This is a genomic window from Aeromonas sp. AE23HZ002T15 (assembly GCF_054165525.2).
In genome coordinates, this window is sequence record NZ_CM201342.1 from 489,373 (window position 1) to 510,118 (window position 20,746).

Here is a 20,746-nt window from a genome sequence, read left to right on the forward strand (position 1 = left end):
TTTCTCTCGCTTCTTCTCCCTTCTCTGCTCACACGGCAACCCCTGGCTCCCCTTCCCCCTCCCAGAGCTGATCCCGGCTATGCCCCTGGCGGCTGCCCATCCTCGCCACCCATCGGGATCACAGAAACGGCCCAAGGGGCTGCCCTTATCGAAATTTCTCTCCCGACAATGACTTGGCGCAAATTTTGGCATCGGATGTCGTGATACTGATGAAAAACTAAATAATTCTCGCCTGCGCATCATACTGACTGCTGTCGGCTCCTCTGCTCGACCCACTCGCTATGCCGCATGGGATGCTATCGTAAATGGATTGTTAATTTAGATGGGTGCAATCCATTCTTTCGTGCCACAGGTGGCGCATCATTAAACAAGCCGATGAAATAGAACCCTTTATTAAGAGAAGCCCAACTGCAATACGACGAGCAATGTCAAACAGGCTGACCGAGCAACATGGAACTGTCTTCCATACTCGTGAGCGTTGCCAGCCATAGCAAGGAGAGATTGAGATGAGTGAAGAAAGCAAATGCCCCTTCAACCACACCGCCGGCGTCGGCAGAACCAACCGCGACTGGTGGCCCAATCAGTTGAGACTGGATCTGCTGCACCAGCACTCCGACAGCTCAGACCCCATGGACAAGGACTTCGACTACGCCAAGGCATTTGCGAGTCTTGACTACAAGGCGCTCAAGAAGGATCTGGTCAAACTGATGACCGACTCCCAGGAGTGGTGGCCGGCGGACTTCGGCCACTATGGTCCCCAGTTCATCCGCATGGCCTGGCATGCCGCCGGCACCTATCGCACCACGGACGGCCGTGGTGGCGGTGGTCGCGGCCAGCAACGCTTCGCCCCCCTCAACAGCTGGCCGGACAACGTCAACATCGACAAGTCCCGCCGCCTGCTCTGGCCCATCAAGCAGAAATACGGCAACAAGATCTCCTGGGCCGATCTGCTGATCCTCGCCGGCAACGTCGCGCTGGAATCCATGGGGTTCCGCACCTTCGGGTTCGGTGGCGGCCGACCGGATGTGTGGGAGCCGGATCAGGACGTCAACTGGGGGGATGAGATCGCCTGGCTCGGGGTCGACCCGGATCGGGTCAAGGGGGATCGCGAGCTGACTGCCCCCTTCGGCGCCACCCACATGGGCCTGATCTACGTCAACCCGGAGGGACCGAACGCCAGCGGCGACTACATGGAGGCGGCCAAGGACATCCGTTCCACCTTCGGTCGCATGGCCATGAATGACGAGGAGACCGTCGCCCTCATCGCCGGCGGCCACACCTTCGGCAAGGCCCACGGCGCCGCACCGGAATCCCACAAGGGCCCGGAACCGGAAGCAGCCCCGCTCGAAGCCCAGGGCCTCGGCTGGATGAGCAACTACGGCAGCGGCCACGGCAAGGACACCGTCTCCAGCGGCCTCGAGGTGACCTGGACCAAGACCCCGGCCCTCTGGAGCAACAACTTCTTCGAGAACCTGTTCAAGTACGAATGGGAACTGACCAAGTCCCCGGCCGGTGCCAAGCAGTGGGTCGCAAAAGATGCCCCGGAGATCATCCCGGACGCCCACATCCCCGGCAAGTTCCACAAGCCGACCATGCTGACCACGGACCTGACCCTGAGGTTTGACCCCGAGTTTGGCAAGATCTCCCGCCACTTCTACGAAGACCCGCAAGCCTTCGCCGATGCCTTCGCCCGCGCCTGGTTCAAGCTGACCCACCGCGACATGGGCCCGGTAGCCCGCTACCTGGGGCCGGAAGTGCCGAAAGAGGAGCTGATCTGGCAAGACCCCATCCCCGCGGTCGATCACCCCCTGGTCGGAGACAAGGACGTGGCCGCCCTCAAGGAGAAGATCCAGGCCTCTTCCCTCTCGGTCTCCGAGCTGGTCTCCACCGCCTGGGCGGCGGCCTCCAGCTTCCGTGGCTCCGACAAGCGCGGCGGCGCCAACGGTGCCCGCATCCGCCTCGCCCCGCAAAAGGACTGGGCGGTCAACCAGCCCGCCCAGCTCGCCAAGGTGCTCAAGGCGCTGGAAGCCATCCAGACCGAGTTCAACAAGGGTGGCAAGAAGGTCTCCCTGGCCGATCTCATCGTGCTGGCCGGCGGTGTCGGGGTCGAGCAGGCCGCGAAGAAGGCGGGGATCGCCGTGACCGTGCCCTTCGCGCCGGGCCGGATGGATGCCTCCCAGGCCCAGACCGACGTCGAGGCCTTCGCCGTGCTGGAACCCCTGGCCGACGGCTTCCGCAACTACGGCGGTGAGTGCGCCGCCTTCGCGGAATCCATGCTGATCGACAAGGCGCAGCTGCTGACCCTGAGCGCCCCGGAGATGACGGTGCTGGTGGGTGGCATGCGGGTGCTTGGCACCAACGCAGGGGGGCAGCACGGGGTGCTGACCGCGACCCCGGGCACCCTCTCCAACGACTTCTTCGTCAACCTGCTAGACATGGGCACCGAGTGGAAGCCGGCGGCGGACAAGGGGTTCTACACCGGCCATGATCGCAAGAGCGGCAAGGCCAAGTGGACGGGTACCCGGGTTGACCTGGTGTTTGGCTCCAACTCCCAGCTGCGGGCGATCGCCGAGGTGTACGCCAGCGCGGATGCCAAGGAGAAGTTCGTGAAGGACTTCGTGGCCGCCTGGACCAAGGTGATGAATCTGGATCGCTTCGACCTCGCTTAAGGCGTTTATAACCAGCGCTCCGCCCCGGTAACTCGGGGCGGGGCTTTTTTATGCCGTCTCTTCGGTCACTTCGTCTATGCCCTCCCCACCTATCAACACATGGGCAGCCTTATCAGTTGTCAGATCCAAACCGGCGCCGGGAGTCGTCACACCACGGGACACATCGGTTTCTCATGCTGCCTCACCATAAAAAAACCGCCACCATCCCACGGCGAGATGATGACGGTTGGTGAAAATGGGCGGTGTAAATCAGCTAATCAGCATATATGGCTGGCAGATCAGAGCGTCTCGCCGTTGCTGGCGATGACCTGTCGATACCAGTCGAAGCTGCGCTTCTTGCTGCGCGCCAGGGTGCCACTGCCGTCATCGTTCTTATCCACGTGGATAAATCCGTAACGCTTGCTGTACTCCCCCGTGGTGAAAGAGACGCAGTCGAGGCAACCCCAGGGGGTGTAGCCCATGACGTCCACCCCGTCCTCGACGATGGCGAGCTTCATCTGCTCGATATGGGCGCGCAAGTAGGCGATGCGGTAGTCGTCGTCTATCTCCCCTCGCTCGTCCTTCTGATCCCGCGCCCCGAAGCCGTTCTCGACGATGAACAGCGGTTTCTCGTAGCGGCCGTAGAGCAGGTTCAGGGTATAACGCAGCCCCACGGGGTCGATTTGCCAGCCCCATTCGGAGGCCTGCACATGGGGGTTCGGCACGCTGCCCGCAAACCCCGACAGGGCGGTGCCCGTGCCGGCGCCATCCGCCTTCACCGCGTTGCTCATGTAGTAGCTGAGCCCGATGTAATCGGCGCAGCCCGCCCGCAGGATCGCTTCATCCCCCGCTTCCATGACGATCTGATAGCCCTTGCGCTGCCACTCCTTGCGGATATAGGCGGGGTAGTGGCCACGCACGTGCACGTCCCCGAACAGGAAGCGCTCGCGCATGGCGATTTCCGCATACATCACATCGTCCGGGTGGCAGGAGTAGGGATAGAGGGGCACCATGGCCAGCATGCAGCCGATCTGTAGCTCCGGATTGATCTCATGGCCCAGGCTGACCACCTTGGCGCTCGCCACGAACTGGTGGTGCAGCACCTGGTACATGCACTCTTCCGGGTTCGGCTCCTGGTTGTAGATGACCCCGGAGCAGCAGTAGCCAAACAGGGGTACCTGCCAGTTGCGCTGGTTGTTGATCTCGTTGAAGGTCATCCAGTACTTGACCTTGTGCTGGTAGCGGCGCAGCACCACCTCGCTGAAGTGGACGAAGAAATCCACCAGCTTGCGGTGCTTCCAGCCTCCGTATTCCATTACCAGGTGGTTCGGCATCTCGAAGTGGGAAAGCGTGATGACGGGCTCGATGCCGTGGCGCAGCAGCTCGTCGAACAGGTCGTCATAGAAACGCAGCCCCGCCTCGTTCGGCTCGGCCTCGTCCCCCTTGGGGAAGATGCGCGACCAGGCGATGGAGGTGCGAAAACACTTGAAGCCCATCTCGGCGAAGAGCGCGATGTCGTCCTTGTAGTGGTGGTAGAAGTCCACCGCCTCGTGATTGGCGTAGCGATGGCCTGCCTCAATCTGGTCGGTGATGATGCGCTCCACCCCGTGGGCGCCACTGGTGAGCACATCGACGATGCTCATCCCCTTGCCGCCCTGATCCCAGCCCCCTTCCACCTGGTGGGCGGCGACCGCCCCCCCCCACAGAAATTCTTTTGGCAATGCGTTGTTCATGACTTGTCGCTCCTTATACGGCTTCGGATTTCAGCGGCTGGGGTCGGCTTATCTCGGCATCGGTCTGAAAACCCGCCAGCCAGGAGAAGATGACGCCCAGGGTAAAGGCGACGCCGATGGAAAGCAGGAAGCCCAGGAACTGCGCCATGTGACCCTCTTTGAAGAACACCGGCAGCACGGCGATGCCGGGGATGCAGTAGCTCCAGGAAACCGCGTTGAAAGCCCCCGCCACCGTGCCGCCGATGGCGCCGGCCAGGCAGCCGCAGATGAGGGGGCGCTTGAAGCGTAGGGCCACCCCGTAGATGGCGGGCTCCGTGATGCCAAACAATGCGGTTACGCCAGCCGAGAGGGTCATGCTCTTGAGTTCCGCGTCTTTGGCCTTGAAGTAGACCCCGAACACGGCGCCGGCGATGCCGAACACGGCGGAGGCCTGCAGCCCGGTGAAGGTGTCATAGCCCAGGGTGGCGTAGTTGCCGACCGTCACCGGGGTGATGCCCCAATGCACGCCCAGGGTCACCAGGGGTGTCCAGACAGCGCCCACCACGAAGCCGGCGATGGCGGGGCTCAGGTGGTAAAGGGTGTTGTAGATGCCGCCGATGGCGCCACCGATGAGGTTGCCGATGGGGCCGAAGGCCAGCAGAGTCAGCGGCACCATGATGGCGAGGCAGAACATGGGGGTGAAGAGGTTGCGCACCACCACAGGCAGGATCCGCTCGAAGAAGCGCTGCACATAGGACATGGCCCACACCATCAGGATGATGGGGATCACCGAGGCCGTGTAGCTCAGGTACTGCACCGGCAGGCCGAGGAAGCTGAGGGGAGCGCTGTTGAGGGGCACCCCCACCAGGTTGACGATGGCCTCGTTGATGGCCGGGTTCTCCATCGCCGACTGCATCAGCGCCTGCACCGCCGGATCCGCTGAGTTCGCCAGTATTATCTTGTTCGCGGTCAGCATGTTCATGTAATCGGGCGACACCAGGGCGCAGGCGGCGATCACGGCGGTGAAGGGGTTCACGTTGAACTTCTTGGCGGCGGTGAAGGCGACCATCACCGGCAGGAAGGTAAAGCCGGTCCAGGAGACGAAGTTGAGGATGCGGAAGGTGCCGCTGGCGGGGTCCATCCAGTCGATGGCGGCGAAGAAGGAGATGAGCCCCTGCAACACGCCGCAGGCGGCCAGCGGATAGAGGAAGGGGGCGAAGATGCTGGAGATGATGTCCATCAGATGGTTCACCATGCCCACTCTGGGAGCATCGATCACGGCGTTCTCGTCGATCTGCACCAGCTTCTGCACTTCCCGGTAGGCGTCACCGACGTGGTTGCCGATCACCACCTGCAGTTGGCCGCTGGACTCGATGACGGTGATGACCCCCTTGACCCGTTTCAGCACCTCCTTGTCGACCTTGGTCATCTCTTTCAGGACGAACCGCAGCCGGGTGGCGCAGTGGGTGACGCTGATCACGTTGCCATCGCCACCGATCAACTCGACGATCTGTTTCGCCGAATCCGCATAGTTAATTGCCATAATGTTTCTTCCCTGCCATTTATTAATTCATTCTGGGGTTATTTAAATAATGTGTGAGTGGATGGTAGGGAAAGCACTCAACCTTGTCACGATATAACAAAATGCCAACAATGTTATTTGTTACATTGAAGACACAGCCTGTGACATCTTGGCATTAATGGTGTTTGCCAATTGGCGGCCAATGGACTCGATGATATAAATCACCGGCACCTGGGTAGTAATATCATATTCATTGTCGACGACTACTCTCGCCGCATGATAGGAAATATTGAAGTCCGCCATCCGGGCCAGGGTGGATTTATTATCGCTGGTAATGCTGATGACCTTGCAGTGATGCAGCAGGAATTGCTCCGCCAGCTTGATCATCTCCGTCGTCTCCCCGGAGACCGAGAGCACGATCGCCACCGCCTGCTTGTACATGTCGGTATTGACCGGGTAGTAGGGATCGTCGATGTGGTTGCTGAACTTGCCGATGTTGGAGAAGAAGCGCGCCCCGTAGCGGCCCAGGGTGCCTGAGGTGCCCGCCCCCACGAAGATGACCCGCTCGGCCTCGGCGATCTGCCCGGCCGCGCTCAGGATCAGCGCGTCGAATTCATCGTTGTTAATGCTCTTGAAAAAGGAGAGGAACTCGTTGGCGCCGTGGGGAATGGCGAGTTGGCCGCGCTTCTCGGCGTTCATCTTGAGGTAGGCCTTGAATTCCGCATAACCGCTGTAATTCATTTTTTTGCAAAATCGCAATACAGTGGCCGTCGACACATCACAGGCTTCCGCCAATTCCCTGACCGTCATATAAATAACCGTCTGATGATGTTTCATGACATAGTTATAAACTTTAAATTCGAATGTATTTAAAGTGGAGACCAATTGATTGTTGAACATTTTACATCACCCGAAGCGCTTGCTTTCCTCAGCCGAGACAATGTCACGCAGTGTAACAAAAGCAGAAACGCGAACGAGTGGAGACCAAACTAAAAGCGGGAAACGTGATGACAGTCACGCTCATGCGGCGCCGTATGTCGCCCCATAGACCCGGTCATTCCCCGGGCCCAACATATAAAGCGTCAGATGAAACTTAACTATCCCGGCTCCCGAACGGACTGGGGGAATAACGAATATCAAGGAGGGTGGCATAATTCACCGTGGATCCTCGTCGACGGCCCCGCGCCCCTCCCTCTCCTCTTCCCAGCGGTAGAGGGCCAGCAGGGACGCCATGTAGCGCTCCGTTTCGGCGACGAGGCGAGCACCGAGGCGCGACCCTCCGTTTGGCGAGCCAGGCTCGACCGGATGACTGCCTGCCCCATCATGGCCTGCCGATGACTCCCTGACGGATCGCGCCTCGCTGGATGGTCCCGGGCCGGATTTATCCCTGTTTGATAACCCCATGTCACTCTCCCTCTGTCAGTCCTTTCGTGTGGCGTCTCAACCCGCCGTGATGACGGTGCAGCCGACTGCCTTGAACGCCGCCATCAGGATGGGATCCTGTTGGGTGCAGATGAGGTAGTCCGTCTGTGCCGAGCTCAGGAAGGGGTAGGACGCCAGGGATTCAATCTTGTCGTCATTGCACAGCACCGCCAGGGAGCCGGAACGCTCCGCCACCCGGCGCTTGAACTCGCTGTCCTGGTAATGGATGGCGCTGAAACCGAGATCCGATGACCAGGCGCAGACCCCGAGGAAACAGAGATCGAAGCGAAACTTCTGGATGGACTCGGCCGCCGTGATGTCCACCGCGCCGCCCACCATGGGATCCAGCTCGCCACCCACCAGAATGGTCCTGACATTGCGCCGCTCCAGCAGTCGCACCGCGATGGCCGGGCTATTGGTCACCACCGTCAGATCCAGGTGCTCCGGCATGATGGAGGCCAGCAGCAAGTGGGTGCTGCTCGCATCCAGAAAGATCAGCTGCTTCTCCTTGATGATGCCGAGGGCCGCCAGCGCCAGCCCCTGTTTCTCGGCCACCTTGCTGTTGCTGCGCTCGGTCAGGGTGCCCGTCTGGGGTGACAAGGAGATGGCCCCCCCGTGGATCCGCTTACACTGCCCGGCATCGGCCAGTTGGCGCAGATCCCGCCTGATGGTCGCCTCCGTGGTGCCGAGCTGATCCGCCAGGCTCGCCGCCATCACCTTGTGATGAGAGGCCAGCAGATCCAGGATCAGCAGCTGCCGCTCCTCCGGTGAATATTTGTCCATGATGATCCTCTGTGGTGATGGCCCTTGCGCCTGCTCGCCGCGCCTCATCGGCCCGATTGCAGCGCGAGCAACCGCAATATGGTGTGCATGACGGCGTCGTCATCGTTCGAGCGGGTGATGAAGTTGGCAGCCGCCTTGGTCTTGTCGCAACCGTTTCTCATGGCGAAGCTGAGATCGGCACACGCCATCAACTCGACATCATTGAACCCATCCCCGAACACCAGGGTCTCATGGCGACCGGCACCGACCATCTGCTGCAACCTGGCCACAGTGGTGCCCTTGTGTACCCCGGCGTTGGCGATGTCGATCCAGTTCTTCTCGGACACGACGATATAGGCATCGTCATTGAAGGCATCGAGCTCGCCTCTCAGCTCAGGACAGCGACCCTGCTCGTCATAGACGGTGATCTTCACGAAATCGGCGCCGATCTCGTGAAAGTCAGCGACGGTTTTGACCTTGCTGTAGGAGCGGCGCACCAGCTCTTTCAGGTGGGGCGCAATATCCTCTCTGATGAAGGCAAACTCGGCAGTGCAGGCAATGGTGATGTGCGAGCCCGGCACGCGTGCGAGCTGCGCTATGATGGCCAGCCCCAAGCGGTTCTGTAGCAGCGACTGATAGACATAGCGGCCCCGGTGCTTGATTCGGGTGGCGCTGTCCCCCAGGATCCAGAAGTTCGCGCTCTGCTCCCCCAGCAGCTCCTCGACCCTGTCCACCTGCTTGCCAGTGCAGGGCGCAAAATGTACCCCCTGTCGCCCCATGGCGGTCACGACGTCGCGAAACAGAGTCCGGTTGTAATCGCCCTGACTGTTGAGAAAGGTCCCGTCCATATCCGTAATGATGAGTTTTATCATGCTCTTGCCTCGGCGATCCTCTCTGTGACGCCGTCATCATATTGCCAAAATGAACACAAACAAACAAAAACAAGATCATTTGTGTTCATTTTTGTTTGAGCATGTCATAGCATGATGCCAACCCGGCAGGTGAACTGCCGCCGCCCCCCCCATGTTCAGGAGACCATAATGCCATCCCCCCTCTCCCTCAAACGGCCTCACCGCGATAGGCTGGCAACGAGAGCCACCTTCTTCTGTTCGGGCTTCGCTACGGCGGCCTGGGCCTCCATCATCCCCTTCGTCAAGCAGCATGTGCTGTTGAGTGACGGCGCCATGGGCATGATGCTGCTCTGTCTCGGCGGGGGCGCCCTGCTTGGCATGCCCATCGCGGGCATCTGCACCAGCCGATTTGGCTGCAAGCGGACGCTTGTCGGCTCCGTCCTGGCCATGACCCTGCTGCTGCCCGGCCTGACGCTGGCGGGATCCCCCACCCTGTTGGCCCTGACCCTGCTTTGTTACGGCATGAGCATTGGCACCACGGGCTGCGCCATGAACATCCATGCCCTCGCCGTCGAGAAGGATGCCCGCAAGCCGCTCATGTCCGGCTTTCACGGCTTCTACAGCCTGGGCGGCATGAGCGGCGCCTTCGTCCTCACCCTGTTGCTCAGCCTCGGCTTGCCCCCGCTGGGCGCAACCCTGGCCACATCGCTCCTCATCCTGGCCTTGCTGGCGCTGAGCGCCCCGGGCTACAGAACAGAGCCGCAATCCCACAGCGGCCCTCTGTTCGCCCTGCCAAGGGGCCCCGTCATCCTCATCGGTGTCATCTGTTTCGTCTTCTTCCTGGCCGAAGGGACAGTGCTGGACTGGAGCGGCATCTTCCTCCATGAATATCGCGCCGTACCGGCCAGCGCCGCCGGGCTCGGGATCCTCTTCTTCTCCATCGCCATGACCGGCGGCCGCCTGCTGGGTGACGGCATCGTCGCTCGTTTGGGGGCCAGACGGGTCGTCACTGGTGGTGCCCTCATCGCCATCACGGGCTTCCTGCTCAGTCTCGCTCTGCCAAGCTGGCAGGCGGCGCTGCTGGGCTATGCCCTCATCGGCCTGGGCTGCTCCAACATAGTGCCCGTGATGTTTTCGGCGGCCGGTCAGCAGCGGATCATGCCGGGGGCCCTCGCCATCACCGCCGTCTCCACCCTCGGCTATATCGGCGTGCTCTCCGGCCCCGCTCTGGTCGGCTTTGGCGCCGAAGCCCTCGATCTGCCCGCGGCCCTCTATGGGGTCTCCCTCCTGGTGCTGTTCGCCCTGCTGCTCAGCAGACGGGTACCGCTGACGCCAGCCCCTGCATCTATGTCATCAATTTGTCTGGAGAAATCATGAGAAACCCTATTTTCGGCGAAACGGTATTGAGCAAACAGGATATCGAGCTGGGTGTTCAGGTCGTCGCCAAACGGCTCAACGAACGCTTCGAGGAGGCGGTGGTGATCACTGTGGTACCTGGGGGCATGCTGTTCACGGCGGATCTGGTCAGAGGGCTCGAGTTCGATGTCGCCATGGATTACATCTCCTGCCCCCACACCCCGGGAGAGCGACACAACGACTCCCCCATCGTCTTTCACGACAACATCGGCATCAGGGGCAAAGACGTCATCCTGATGGACGATGCCATCGAATCGGGCGGTACCATGAAGCGACTGGTGGCGCATCTGCAGACCTTCTCGCCAAGTTCCCTCTCTGTCGCGACCCTGTTCGTCAAACCGGGGCGCATGGCCATCCCCGCCGAACAGTTTTACGCCTATGAAATGGAAAGCGACGAGCTGCTGGTGGGTTACGGTCTGCCCTGGGAGCACAAGTACAGAAATATTCCCTCTATCTCCAAGCTGAAGAGATAACGACGCGGCCAATACGCATCCTCGCGATGCTCAAAGGGTCAGCAGCAGAAAACAAAAAACCGACCCTGAGGTCGGTTTTTCAATTTGGCGGTGAGGGAGGGATTCGAACCCTCGATACGTTGCCGTATACACACTTTCCAGGCGTGCTCCTTCAGCCACTCGGACACCTCACCAAATTTTCGACTGCTGTTTAACGTGTTCAATCACCACGTTGTTCGTTGCGCTGTTGCGCCGGAACGGGGCGTAATTTAGGGGAAAGGGCCGCCTGCGTCAACGGCTTTTTGGCTTGGGCGAACCGTTCGCACATTTAACGCACAACTCAGCCCCTCGACTCAGTGCACGGATTCCGGCGACACCTGAATTTCCGGCAGGTTGAGGAAACCCAGTCGCTCGCACTCGGAGACCACTTCGTGGGTCGCCGCCGTGGTGCTCTCGACGAACAGCAGGAACTGCTCGACGGTGAGGCCCGCCTTGGTGAAGACGGTGTGGCCCACGATGAGGCGCGGCAGGTTGTCATCGATGATGTCGAGGAACACCTTGAGGGAGGGGTATTGCATGTTGAGACGCCCCAGCTCGGCCATCAGCGGCAGCAGCGACGAGGGACGCACCTCCAGCTCGGACGAGAACAACAGCCCCTCCTCTTCGACGAAGATCCGGCTCTCCTGAATACCCTCCACGGATTGCAGGGAGACCAGGTGGATGCCGTGGCACTGATCGCACACATAGTGCTCGATCCGAGCCTGTTGCAGCCAACGCATTATCATTTCAGAGCTGGGGATATTCATCATTTTCACGAATACAATAGGGATCAAGGGGCGCAGTCTAAACCAATTTCCCGGCAACCAAAAGCGCACAAGGAGGATAGCTCTTCGTCTCGCTTCTTTTTGGCAAGGGCTATGCATATACTCAGCCATTCTCGCCCAACACTCGCCCCACAGGGGGCCCGATGACCATCCAAGAAAAGTATCGCCTGCACCTCAAATCCCTCTCCGATGAGCTGCTTGCCCTGCAAAAACCCATCCGCATCCTGGATGCCATCAAATGGCCCCGTCACCTGCAGACCGAGTTTCTGGCCAAGGGGGGGCGCGAGCTGCCCGCCATCGACGCCGCCTTCTATCGGGGGCTTCCCCTGGACTTCGATCCCCGCAACAAGTACCTGGAGCTCAAGGAGCTGAGGGACAGGATCAGGCGCCACCTCGGTCCCCATGACGATCTGGGGCGGATCCTGCAGGAGACGGTGGATCAGTACATGGTGGTCATCGAGATGCTGCGCCAGCGCGGCCAGCCGGAGTTCCAGCGCTACAGCCAGACCCTCTATGGCTCGGCGAGCGACCACCTGCGCGGGGATCGCAAGACCCTCAAGGAGCTGGGTGCCCGCCTGTGCGACATCTTCTCCCTGCCCGGCGCCCGCCACCTGGTACGCCCCTACCCCAAGGAGTTCGAGGGGGAAGCGGCGGTGGCCAGGCTGCAGGGCAAGCTGTCCGGGTACTTCGAGGATGGCGCCATCCAGGTCAAACTCAGCGATGGCATCGTCTCGGACGCCGCCGCCGGAGGGGATTACATCAAGCTGAGCTCCCACGCCCGCTTCTCGGAGCTGGACCTGCAGGTGCTGGAGGTGCACGAGGGCTGGGTGCACGTGGGCACCACCCTGAATGGCCGTCAGCAATCCTACGCCACCTGGCTCGGCGCGGGCTCGCCGCGCATCACCGCCTGCCAGGAGGGGCTCGCCGTGCTCATCGAGACCCTCACCTTCAGCTCTTTCCCGGACAGGGCCAAGCGCATCTCGGATCGGGTGATGGCCATCGACATGGCGGAGCGTGGCGCCGACTTCATCGAGGTGTTCCGCCACTTCGTCGAGAAGGGGGCCAGCGAACACGACGCCTACAAGATCACCCAACGGGTGTTCCGCGGCGGCATGGTGGAGGGTGGCGCCTGCTTCACCAAGGATCTCTCCTACGTGAAGGGCTATGTGGAGACGGTCAACTTCATCCGCAGCGCCGTGCTGGAGGGGGTGCCGGAGATCCTGCCCATGCTGTTCGTCGGCAAGGTGACCCTGGACGACATCCCCGTGCTCTACCAGCACTACCTGGAGGGGCTCATCGACGCGCCGCGCTACCTCCCCCCCATGTTCCGGGATCTCACCGGCCTCTACGTCTGGTTCGGCTTCGCCTCCGGCATGTCCCTGGTGGACATTGGCCGGGTACAGCAGCACTTTCGCCAGCTGTTCCACCGTCTGCCGGTGGCCGACCCCATCATAGCGCCGGTGGATATCGAGATAGACTGAGCCGCTCGCGGCCACCGCCAAGAAAAAGGGCGCCATCGAGGCGCCCTTGTCAATTCGGCTCAGCCGGGTTACTTGAAGGCCTGGCCATCCAGATAGTGCTTGCGGCACAGGGACACATAGCGATCGTTGCCGCCTATCTCCACCTGCTCGCCATCGCGCATCACCTGCCCCGCCTCGTTCACCCGGGAGTTCATGTGCGCCTTGTTGCCGCACCAGCAGATGCTCTTGAGCTCCTCGAACTTGTCCGCAAGACAGAGCAGGTGGTAGGAGCCCGGGAACAGCTCGCCGCGAAAGTCGGTCTTGAGGCCGTAGGCGATGACGGGGATATCCTGCTCGTCCACGATCCGGGCCAGCTGATAGACCTGATCCCGAGTCAGGAACTGGGCCTCGTCGACGATGAAGACATCGATGTGTTTCTCTGCATGGCGCGCCTTGACCATTTCGAACAGATCGCAGTTGTCACTGAACACCTCCACCTTCAGCTCCAACCCGACCCGGGCACTGATGATCCCCACCCCGAAACGATCGTCGATGGCTGGGGTCATGGCCAGCGGGACCATGCCTCGCTCCAGGTAGTTGAAGTGCGCCTGGATAAGCTGAGTCGACTTGCCCGAGTTCATGGTGGCGAATTTGTAGTGCAGTGAAGCCATGGTGTTGTTCCGAAACTGAATTTATGGGGCGCATGCTAACCAATGCCCCCGCCAAAACCAAGGGGCCCGTGGGCCCCTTGTTCTATTTATGCGACGCCGCTTAGGCGACTGCCAGGGTTCTCTCCTGCCGCGCCTTGCGCAGGTGGTAGCTGGAGAAGATGACGAACCAGAGGGCGCTGACGGTGAAACCTGCCAGCACGGAGTGCATCAGCCCCATCACCAGGTAACCCATGGCCGCGCCGAAGGCGATGGCCAGGGCATAGGGCAGCTGAGTCATCACGTGATCGATGTGATGGCAACCGGCGCCTGTGGCCGAGAGGATGCTGGTGCTGGAGATGGGGGAGCTGTGATCCCCGAACACCGAGCCCGCCAGCACGGCGGCCAGCATGGGCAACATCAGGGCCACGTCGCTCGCGGCCGCCATGTCACCGGCCAGCGGCAGCATGATGCCGAAGGTGCCCCAGCTGGTACCGGTGGCAAAGGCCATGGCACAGGAGAGCACGAACACCACGGCGGGCAGCACTTCCACCGGCAGGTTGCCGTTGGCCATGGAGGCCAGGTACTTGCCGGTCTCCACGTCACGCACCACGGCGCCTATGGTCCAGGCGAACAGCAGGATGTTGATGGCGGGCAGCATGGCCATCACGCCTTGCGGTGCGGCCTTCATCCAGTTCTTGGCACCCAGCTTGAGGCGCATGGCCAGACCGATGGAGACCACCAGGCTGCACAGGGCGCCGTAGACCAGGGAGGAGCCGACGTTGGTGTTCTCGAACGAACCGAGCACGCTGAAGGGCTCACCCTTGCCGGCCAGCACCGCGGCGCCGGAGTCGATCATGAAGTAGACTGTGGCCAGGGTCAGGGTCAGGATCGGCAGCACCATGTCGATCATGCCGCCGTTGCTCTCCTCCGGGGACTCCATGTCCAGACCGATGGGACGGCCCTTGGACTCATCCCACAGCTTGCCCTCCAGGGCCCACTGCTCGTGCTGGCGCATGGAGCCGATGTCGAGCTGGAAGGCGATCACCACCAGCACCATGATCAGGGTGAACACGGCGTAGAGGTTCATCGGGATCATCTCGACGAAGGCGGAGATGGGGCTCTGATCCGTCAGGCCGTGGGCCGCCATGATGCCCCCCACCAGGGCGATGATGTAGGCTCCCCAGGAGGAGATGGGCATCAGCACGCAGACCGGCGCCGCGGTGGAGTCCAGCAGATAGGCCAGCTTGGCGCGGGAGATCTGGAAACGATCGGTGACCGGACGGCAGATGGCCCCCACCGACAGGCTGTGGAAGAAGTCATCGATGAAGAAGGCGAACACCATCATACCGGTGAGGGCCTTGGCCCCCTTGCGGGTCTTGGCGCGCTTGGCGGCCCACTCGGCGAAGGCGCGGGTGGCACCGGAGACGCTCATCAGGCTGATGAGGCCCCCCAGCAGCAACATGAACAGGATCATGTTGACGTTGTCGCGATTCAGCGCACCGTCGACCCAGAAGATCTTGAGCACAGTGTTCAGCATGTAATGCAGGGACGCGAGGGGGTCAAACTGGTTGAGCAGCAGGCTGCCGGCAACGATACCCACCCCCAGCGACACCAGGACGCGGCGGGTGATGATCGCCAAGGCGACGGCCAACAAGGGGGGAACGATAGACCAACCGGAGTCGGCGTAGTGAACGATGTCCATGATCTCTTTGCACCTAAAGACAACAGGTGGAGATCTACCGAGAGGATAAAGAAACAAAACCCATGGGGAGGTAATACTCCTCAGCCCCTTCAGGTAGCGCTCCATAGTGGATGACTATGGCAGTCCTGCACCTGTTCGATGCAGAACCAGCAACCCGGTATGATGGCCTGGTCACTTCGGCGCCGACTCCTTTCCTCGAGCATCGCAGGCATCACCCTCCGCTCGGCTACTCATAGGCAGCGCGCCTCTACTTAAAGGTATTCGAGGCACATTTTATCGAGGCACGGTGTGATAGCAAGTTTTTTGATTAAAATTCAACGCGAGTGTGGCGATCCTGCACAAAAAGGTAGTCAAATGGTGCGATAAAGCATAAACAGTCGATATTTTCACCTGCCAGAAGCCCATATGGATATGTATCATCGTAATATAGGGCAATCCACCATCGGCAAATAGATGGGGCTTAATTTACATATCGAATTAATTAATTCAGCAGACTTGACTTGAGGATGAAGCCGCCTATAAATTAGCGAAAAGCCTGTCTCATTCCCTGAATATTTCTGCTCGCGTGGTAGCCAATATGAATGAATTTCTGAAAGTACTGCTGAATATCCGTAGTCTGCGGGCAACCTGCCGTGAACTGACCCTGGAACAGTTGGAAGAAGGTCTGGAAAAACTCACAACCATTGTCACCGAACGCCAGCAGGATGAATCCGCCGATCGTCAGGCCCGTGAAGAACATCAGCGCAAGATTGCCGAATATGCCGAGATGCTTAAAGCCGCCGGCATAGATCCCGCCGAATTGGTGGGAACAGTTGCCGTCGATGCCCCCAAGGCTGGTAAAAGCAAGCGTGCCCCCCGCCCCGCCAAATATCGTTACCTCGATGACAACGGCGTGGAAAAAACTTGGACCGGTCAGGGTCGCATGCCCTCCACCATTGCCAAGGCCGTGGCCGAAGGTCAATCCGTGGAATCTTTTGCCATCTGATTCATCGTCACTGGCCCAATAAAAAAACCTCGCATTGGCGAGGTTTTTTTATTATCTCGTTTCTGGCCTTGCCTAGCCCCGATCCGCCGCCTTGACCCAGAGCACCTCAGGGGTGCCGGTGCAGACGAGCAGGTATCTCGCCACCGTGAAGAACCAGTCGCTCAGCCGGTTCAGATAGGGCAGAACGGCCGGATTGACCCGCTCCTCACGGCTCAACCCCAATAACAGACGCTCACAGCGACGGGTCAGGGTACGCACCACGTGAGCCTGGGCAGCCGCCCGGGAACCGCTCGGCAAGATGAAATTATGCAGGGCAGGCAATTGGGCGCTATAGGCGTCTATCTGCTGCTCGAGTCGCAATGTCCACTGCTCGCTGACCTGCCACAGTTCGCTATTTTGCGCCTCGCTGGAAAATGCCAGCTCCCCGCCCAGGTCAAATAACTCCTGCTGCAGCAATATCAGCTCGGCCAGCAGGGCTTTCTCCTGCTCGGGTATTTCCGCCATCAGCAGACCTATCTGGGAATTAAGCTCATCGATGGCGCCATAGGTCTCCACACGCCTGTCATCCTTGGGCAATCGGGCACCATCGGCCAATCTGGTGAGTCCCTTGTCCCCCTGCCGGGTATATATTCTCATGGCGACATCCTGTTAATAATGGGAATAATCATGGACTCTAGTCCATTGAGTTTTATCTCGTACGCCAGTGCCAATGATTGGCCCAGTGATCCCGCCGGAAAACCGGTTCTGGCCATCCACACCAGATAAGGCTCCGGAATATCGATGATGCGCCAGCCCCGATATTTTCCGTAAGGCATCTTGGTCGCCAGGGTCAGCAATACCCGCTCGTCCGAGAGATTGTCCATCTTAATCGATATTCAGATATTTGTGGGTCTGGATGGAGAGCCGCCAGTTGCGGGCGATACAGGTCGCCATGGCAAGCTCGGTGGCCCTCGGCTTTTGGCTGATAGGCTGCAGCGCAACGATCACATCGGCCCGCAGTGTGGCGGTGGCCAGCAGGGCGTCGAGCTCCTCGATGTGACGCTCGGTCGCCACCGGGTGCTTGATCTCGTTCGCCCGCTCCAGCGCCGACACCAGCACGGGCAGGCCCCCCTTCATCCCGATCTTCGGGGAGACAGTGACCCAGGTCTGTGCATGGGTCAGGATCTCGCTGGTACCGCTGGTTTCGATCTGCACCTGATAACCCGATGCCAGCAGGGCCCCCGAGAGCTCGTGGAGATCGTAGAGGCAGGGCTCGCCCCCCGTGATGACCACGTGGCGCGCCTTGTAACCCAGGGCCTCGAAGCTAGCCAGGATCTCGTCCGTACTCATCTTGCTCCAGCCATCGGACTCGTTGGAACGATCCAGTACCTCGCCTTTGCCTACCTCACGGGCCGGATCCACCACCCAGGTATGACGGGTATCGCACCAGGGGCAGCCCACGGGGCAGCCCTGCAGGCGCACGAAGATGGCGGGCAGGCCGGTGAAGACCCCCTCCCCCTGGATGGTCTGGAAGATTTCGTTGATTGGGTAGTGCATGCTGGTCACGGCTTGTTGCAAAAGGCGCGGATTATACCTCAAACAGGGGCAAGACTCACAGTCCGGTTTTCTGGTGCAGGCGGGCCATGACGCCGACCCTGTCCGCCAGATACTGGTTCAGGCCACGGCTGCGCAACTCGCAGGCGGGGCAAGCACCACAACCATCACCGGCAATGCCGTTGTAGCAGGTGAGGGTCTGCTGACGCACCGTATCCAGGTGACCATAGTGATCCGCCAGGGCCCAGGTCTCGGCCTTGTCCAGCCACATCAGGGGCGTCTCGAAGACGAGGCCGCGATCCAGTCCGAGGGACACCGCCTGGTTGAGGGCCCTGACGAACTCGTCGCGGCAATCCGGGTAACCGGAGAAATCGGTCTCGCATACCCCTGTGATGACGGTCCCCGCCCCCACCTGATAGGCATAGATGGCGGCCAGGGTCAGAAACAGGATGTTGCGGCCCGGCACGAAAGTGTTGGGCAGGCCGTTGTCCTGCAGCTCACCACTCACCGGGATCTCGTCCCGGGTCAGGGCGGAGACGGCGAGTTCCCCCAGCATGGTCACGTCCATCACCTTGTGGACGGCGATGCCAAAGGATTTGGCCAGACGACGGGCCGTCTCTATCTCCTCCCGGTGGCGCTGGCCATAGTCGAAGGTGATGGCGTGCACTTCGTCATATTTGGCCAGAGCTTGCACCAGGCAGGTGGTGCTGTCCTGACCTCCGCTGAATACCACGACGGCTTTATTCACGTTCCTCACTCCTATCTCTGTTCTAAATTCTCGGTTCAAGTTCGGCGACCCTGGGCAAAGTCATGCCACTGCCGGTTCAGATGGCTAAAAAGGGTCATCAGCGGGGCGAAGCGCTCGGGGGGCCCTTCCCACTGGCATAACAGATGGTAGCCCGCCTCCAGGGTCGACAGGGCCCCAGGGAACGGCTTCTTGCGAATGGAGTATTGCCCCTCGATCTCCCCTAGCGTGATCCTCGGCAGGGCGAGCAGGGCCGGGTTGCTGTGCAGCATGCGGTACGCCTTGCGCCAGGTGCCATCGAGCAGAATGAAGTGCACGGTCGGCGCGTCACCGGCACTGCACAGCTGCGTCTTTACCTGCGCCAGGGTCAGGGCAGTCTCATCCGGCCAGAGCACCACACAGCGCACCTTGGGATCGGCCAGCAGGGCCGCCAGCCAATCGGCATCGGCGAAACTCTCCCCCACATGGAGGTGAACCTGGGTGAGCGACGCGGCCAGCAGGGCGGCCGTTCCCTTGGGATGGCCGACCTCGGCGGGATGCTGCAAGATATGGACGGGCGCAAGATGGGCAACCCGCTCAACATAATCACACAGGCAGGCTTTGAGGGCTCGGGTACAGCGTGTACAGTATCGGCTCTCTTTGTCGCTGGGCTGTTTCATGTTGTCAGAAAAATCGGGTCTGTTCTGGGTTGTCACGCTGTCGCTCATCACTGCCTTGCTCTTCTTCACAGTACCAAACCACCTGCTCTCCTTCGAGCGCACCCTGATCGCCCAGGGTGAAGGGTGGCGCATCATAACAGGCAATCTGGCCCACACCAACGGATGGCACCTGCTGCTCAACCTGAGCGGGCTGGCGGTGCTCTACAGCCTGTTTCGTGAATACCTGACGGGCTGGCGCCTGCCCCTGCTGATGCTGCTGCTGTGCACCGCCGTCGGCCTCGGCATCTGGTGGTGGTGCCCCCAGACCCAGTGGTACATGGGACTGTCCGGCGCCCTCCACGGCCTCTTCGTCTGGGGTGCCCTGCAGGATATCCGCTATCGCCGCCACTCCGGCTGGCTGATGCTGCTGGGCATCTTCATCAAGCTCGGGCTGGATTTCTACAGCGCCGGGGAGAGCCCGGTCTCCGCCCTCATCGGTGCCAGGGTCCACATAGAATCCCACCTCATCGGCTCGGTGGCCGGCCTGCTGCTCGGGCTGGTGCCCTGGGGGCTAGGCGCCAGGGCAGTTCACTCCTGACGACCCCGGACGCTCTGAGCAACTGAAATGCAACAGGCCGGATCCATGATCCGGCCTGTTGCATTGATGGGAGGGGTCGCCCTCTCTTAACCGTTCAACTCGGCATTGATGGCACCAAGCACGGCGGCCGGATCGGCGGCCTGCGTGATGGGGCGGCCGATCACCAGATAGTCGGCCCCCGCCGCCATCGCGGCCTTGGGGGTCATCACCCGGCGCTGATCTCCGGCGGCCGAGCCTGCCGGACGAATGCCCGGGGTCACCAGCTTGAATTCGCTGCCGAGCAAGGCTTTCAGTTCATGGGCCTCCTCGGCGGAGCAGACCACCCCGTCGAGGCCGGCCGCCTTGGTCAGGGCCGCCAACCGGATCACCTGCTCCGCCGGAGTGGCATCCACCCCAAGGGGGGCCATGTCGGACTGCTCCATGCTGGTCAGCACGGTCACGGCGATCAGCAGGGGCGCCTTGTCCCCGTAAGGCACGAGTGCCTCCTTGGCAGCCCGCATCATGCGCTCGCCGCCGCTGGCATGGACATTGACCATCCAGACCCCCAGCTCGGCACTGGCCGCCACCGCCTTGGCGACGGTGTTGGGGATGTCGTGAAACTTCAGATCCAGAAAGACATCGAACCCCTTGGCCACCAGTTGGCGCACAAACTGGGGACCGAACAGGGTAAACATCTCCTTGCCCACCTTGAGGCGGCATTGGGCAGGCGAGATCTGCTCGATGAAGGCGAAGGCATCGGCTTCGTGCTGATAATCGAGCGCAACCAGTACTTTGGGATCTTGCATGTCACTTCCTATGGCGTGTTGTTATGTCGCAGCCGACGTGA

The 20,746-nt window shown here is 60.8% G+C and carries 21 protein-coding genes, 1 tRNA gene and 1 riboswitch; of the genes, 6 read left to right on the plus strand and 16 right to left on the minus strand.

The genetic code is table 11. The features are described 5' to 3' along the window. The first annotated feature begins 506 nt into the window (after positions 1-506). Positions 507-2,669, plus strand: coding sequence for a catalase/peroxidase HPI (gene katG, locus ACT5M9_RS02080; protein ID WP_457978302.1), 2,163 nt, complete (start codon positions 507-509; stop codon positions 2,667-2,669). Positions 2,670-2,947: 278 nt separating this feature from the next. Here the strand turns inward: katG and ACT5M9_RS02085 are convergent, their stop codons facing one another. The 6 genes from ACT5M9_RS02085 to ACT5M9_RS02110 form a co-directional block, all read right to left on the minus strand. Next, positions 2,948-4,381 carry a 6-phospho-beta-glucosidase gene (locus ACT5M9_RS02085; RefSeq protein WP_457978300.1) on the minus strand — a complete coding sequence of 478 codons (1,434 nt, stop codon included), beginning with the start codon at positions 4,379-4,381 and terminating at the stop codon, positions 2,948-2,950. A 13-nt stretch (positions 4,382-4,394) separates the two neighbouring features. Then, entirely contained in the window at positions 4,395-5,903 is a 1,509-nt protein-coding gene (locus ACT5M9_RS02090) for a PTS transporter subunit EIIC (RefSeq protein ID WP_457978298.1), read from the minus strand. A gap of 120 nt (positions 5,904-6,023) precedes the next feature. After that, positions 6,024-6,782 carry a MurR/RpiR family transcriptional regulator gene (locus ACT5M9_RS02095; RefSeq protein WP_457978297.1) on the minus strand — a complete coding sequence of 253 codons (759 nt, stop codon included), beginning with the start codon at positions 6,780-6,782 and terminating at the stop codon, positions 6,024-6,026. Positions 6,783-7,037: 255 nt separating this feature from the next. Continuing rightward, positions 7,038-7,286, minus strand: a complete 249-nt coding sequence (locus ACT5M9_RS02100; protein WP_457978295.1) for a hypothetical protein — start codon at positions 7,284-7,286, stop codon at positions 7,038-7,040. Positions 7,287-7,322: 36 nt separating this feature from the next. Beyond that, entirely contained in the window at positions 7,323-8,087 is a 765-nt protein-coding gene (locus ACT5M9_RS02105; protein WP_457978294.1) for a DeoR/GlpR family DNA-binding transcription regulator, read from the minus strand. A gap of 44 nt (positions 8,088-8,131) precedes the next feature. Then, a complete protein-coding gene (locus tag ACT5M9_RS02110) occupies positions 8,132-8,938 on the minus strand; it encodes an HAD family hydrolase (protein ID WP_457978293.1) in 807 nt (268 codons plus the stop codon). Between the two features lie 168 nt (positions 8,939-9,106). Here ACT5M9_RS02110 and ACT5M9_RS02115 point away from each other — a divergent pair, with 168 nt between their 5' ends. Beyond that, positions 9,107-10,294, plus strand: a complete 1,188-nt coding sequence (locus ACT5M9_RS02115; RefSeq protein ID WP_457978292.1) for an MFS transporter — start codon at positions 9,107-9,109, stop codon at positions 10,292-10,294. Then, the gene (locus ACT5M9_RS02120) at positions 10,291-10,806 is read left to right on the plus strand and encodes a phosphoribosyltransferase (RefSeq protein ID WP_457978291.1); all 516 of its coding nucleotides are present in this window, start codon (positions 10,291-10,293) and stop codon (positions 10,804-10,806) included. The genes ACT5M9_RS02115 and ACT5M9_RS02120 overlap by 4 nt, the downstream gene beginning before the upstream one ends. Before the next feature lie 85 nt (positions 10,807-10,891). Here the strand turns inward: ACT5M9_RS02120 and ACT5M9_RS02125 are convergent. Together ACT5M9_RS02125 and ACT5M9_RS02130 are read right to left on the minus strand one after the other, a co-directional pair. Further along, positions 10,892-10,979: transfer RNA gene (locus tag ACT5M9_RS02125), tRNA-Ser, on the minus strand. A 159-nt stretch (positions 10,980-11,138) separates the two neighbouring features. After that, entirely contained in the window at positions 11,139-11,594 is a 456-nt protein-coding gene (locus ACT5M9_RS02130) for a type III secretion system chaperone family protein (protein ID WP_457978290.1), read from the minus strand. 158 nt (positions 11,595-11,752) lie between these two features. Between ACT5M9_RS02130 and ACT5M9_RS02135 the strand changes: the two genes are divergently transcribed. Then, complete coding sequence (locus tag ACT5M9_RS02135; protein WP_457978289.1) at positions 11,753-13,090, plus strand: flavohemoglobin expression-modulating QEGLA motif protein; 1,338 nt, start codon at positions 11,753-11,755, stop codon at positions 13,088-13,090. 68 nt (positions 13,091-13,158) lie between these two features. Here ACT5M9_RS02135 and ACT5M9_RS02140 read toward each other — a convergent pair whose 3' ends face one another. Beyond that, positions 13,159-13,740, minus strand: a complete 582-nt coding sequence (locus ACT5M9_RS02140) for a thymidine kinase (RefSeq protein WP_438548364.1) — start codon at positions 13,738-13,740, stop codon at positions 13,159-13,161. Positions 13,741-13,840: 100 nt separating this feature from the next. Then, positions 13,841-15,421, minus strand: coding sequence for a Na+/H+ antiporter NhaC family protein (locus tag ACT5M9_RS02145; RefSeq protein WP_457978288.1), 1,581 nt, complete (start codon positions 15,419-15,421; stop codon positions 13,841-13,843). An 86-nt stretch (positions 15,422-15,507) separates the two neighbouring features. After that, a riboswitch (Lysine riboswitch) is annotated at positions 15,508-15,679 on the minus strand. Positions 15,680-15,998: 319 nt separating this feature from the next. Between ACT5M9_RS02145 and ACT5M9_RS02150 the strand changes: the two genes are divergently transcribed. Then, positions 15,999-16,406 (plus strand): H-NS family histone-like protein, encoded by a 408-nt coding sequence (locus tag ACT5M9_RS02150; RefSeq protein ID WP_457978287.1) that lies wholly within the window; start codon positions 15,999-16,001, stop codon positions 16,404-16,406. Between the two features lie 72 nt (positions 16,407-16,478). Here the strand turns inward: ACT5M9_RS02150 and ACT5M9_RS02155 are convergent, their stop codons facing one another. From ACT5M9_RS02155 to ACT5M9_RS02175, 5 genes are read right to left on the minus strand one after another with little or no spacing between them, the layout of a single operon-like run. Further along, positions 16,479-17,042: a cob(I)yrinic acid a,c-diamide adenosyltransferase gene (locus ACT5M9_RS02155; RefSeq protein ID WP_457978286.1), complete on the minus strand. Its 564-nt coding sequence runs from the start codon at positions 17,040-17,042 to the stop codon at positions 16,479-16,481. After that, a complete protein-coding gene (locus ACT5M9_RS02160) occupies positions 17,039-17,269 on the minus strand; it encodes a DUF3820 family protein (protein WP_457978285.1) in 231 nt (76 codons plus the stop codon). The genes ACT5M9_RS02155 and ACT5M9_RS02160 overlap by 4 nt, the downstream gene beginning before the upstream one ends. A 1-nt stretch (position 17,270) precedes the next feature. Further along, positions 17,271-17,942 carry a 7-carboxy-7-deazaguanine synthase QueE gene (queE, locus tag ACT5M9_RS02165; RefSeq protein ID WP_457978284.1) on the minus strand — a complete coding sequence of 224 codons (672 nt, stop codon included), beginning with the start codon at positions 17,940-17,942 and terminating at the stop codon, positions 17,271-17,273. Positions 17,943-17,997: 55 nt separating this feature from the next. After that, positions 17,998-18,702, minus strand: coding sequence for a 7-cyano-7-deazaguanine synthase QueC (queC, locus tag ACT5M9_RS02170; RefSeq protein WP_457980534.1), 705 nt, complete (start codon positions 18,700-18,702; stop codon positions 17,998-18,000). 20 nt (positions 18,703-18,722) lie between these two features. After that, positions 18,723-19,391, minus strand: coding sequence for a tRNA-uridine aminocarboxypropyltransferase (locus tag ACT5M9_RS02175; protein WP_457978283.1), 669 nt, complete (start codon positions 19,389-19,391; stop codon positions 18,723-18,725). Between ACT5M9_RS02175 and rrtA the strand changes: the two genes are divergently transcribed. Beyond that, positions 19,342-19,920 carry a rhombosortase gene (rrtA, locus tag ACT5M9_RS02180; protein WP_457978281.1) on the plus strand — a complete coding sequence of 193 codons (579 nt, stop codon included), beginning with the start codon at positions 19,342-19,344 and terminating at the stop codon, positions 19,918-19,920. The genes ACT5M9_RS02175 and rrtA overlap by 50 nt on opposite strands. A gap of 86 nt (positions 19,921-20,006) precedes the next feature. Here rrtA and pyrF read toward each other — a convergent pair whose 3' ends face one another. Further along, a complete protein-coding gene (gene pyrF / locus ACT5M9_RS02185; protein WP_457978279.1) occupies positions 20,007-20,705 on the minus strand; it encodes an orotidine-5'-phosphate decarboxylase in 699 nt (232 codons plus the stop codon). Positions 20,706-20,746 lie beyond the last annotated feature (41 nt).

Bases quoted from the DNA above. Each gene is read 5' to 3' on its own strand.
- pyrF (WP_457978279.1), bottom strand. From the start codon at position 20,705: ATGCAAGATCCCAAAGTACTGGTTGCGCTCGATTATCAGCACGAAGCC.
- ACT5M9_RS02150 (WP_457978287.1), top strand. From the start codon at position 15,999: ATGAATGAATTTCTGAAAGTACTGCTGAATATCCGTAGTCTGCGGGCA.
- ACT5M9_RS02135 (WP_457978289.1), top strand. From the start codon at position 11,753: ATGACCATCCAAGAAAAGTATCGCCTGCACCTCAAATCCCTCTCCGAT.
- ACT5M9_RS02140 (WP_438548364.1), bottom strand. From the start codon at position 13,740: ATGGCTTCACTGCACTACAAATTCGCCACCATGAACTCGGGCAAGTCG.
- ACT5M9_RS02160 (WP_457978285.1), bottom strand. From the start codon at position 17,269: ATGGACAATCTCTCGGACGAGCGGGTATTGCTGACCCTGGCGACCAAG.
- ACT5M9_RS02085 (WP_457978300.1), bottom strand. From the start codon at position 4,381: ATGAACAACGCATTGCCAAAAGAATTTCTGTGGGGGGGGGCGGTCGCC.
- rrtA (WP_457978281.1), top strand. From the start codon at position 19,342: ATGTTGTCAGAAAAATCGGGTCTGTTCTGGGTTGTCACGCTGTCGCTC.
- ACT5M9_RS02175 (WP_457978283.1), bottom strand. From the start codon at position 19,391: ATGAGCGACAGCGTGACAACCCAGAACAGACCCGATTTTTCTGACAAC.
- ACT5M9_RS02155 (WP_457978286.1), bottom strand. From the start codon at position 17,042: ATGAGAATATATACCCGGCAGGGGGACAAGGGACTCACCAGATTGGCC.
- ACT5M9_RS02095 (WP_457978297.1), bottom strand. From the start codon at position 6,782: ATGTTCAACAATCAATTGGTCTCCACTTTAAATACATTCGAATTTAAA.
- ACT5M9_RS02100 (WP_457978295.1), bottom strand. From the start codon at position 7,286: ATGGGGTTATCAAACAGGGATAAATCCGGCCCGGGACCATCCAGCGAG.
- ACT5M9_RS02120 (WP_457978291.1), top strand. From the start codon at position 10,291: ATGAGAAACCCTATTTTCGGCGAAACGGTATTGAGCAAACAGGATATC.
- queE (WP_457978284.1), bottom strand. From the start codon at position 17,942: ATGCACTACCCAATCAACGAAATCTTCCAGACCATCCAGGGGGAGGGG.
- katG (WP_457978302.1), top strand. From the start codon at position 507: ATGAGTGAAGAAAGCAAATGCCCCTTCAACCACACCGCCGGCGTCGGC.
- ACT5M9_RS02105 (WP_457978294.1), bottom strand. From the start codon at position 8,087: ATGGACAAATATTCACCGGAGGAGCGGCAGCTGCTGATCCTGGATCTG.
- ACT5M9_RS02115 (WP_457978292.1), top strand. From the start codon at position 9,107: ATGCCATCCCCCCTCTCCCTCAAACGGCCTCACCGCGATAGGCTGGCA.
- ACT5M9_RS02110 (WP_457978293.1), bottom strand. From the start codon at position 8,938: ATGATAAAACTCATCATTACGGATATGGACGGGACCTTTCTCAACAGT.
- ACT5M9_RS02145 (WP_457978288.1), bottom strand. From the start codon at position 15,421: ATGGACATCGTTCACTACGCCGACTCCGGTTGGTCTATCGTTCCCCCC.
- ACT5M9_RS02090 (WP_457978298.1), bottom strand. From the start codon at position 5,903: ATGGCAATTAACTATGCGGATTCGGCGAAACAGATCGTCGAGTTGATC.
- ACT5M9_RS02130 (WP_457978290.1), bottom strand. From the start codon at position 11,594: ATGATGAATATCCCCAGCTCTGAAATGATAATGCGTTGGCTGCAACAG.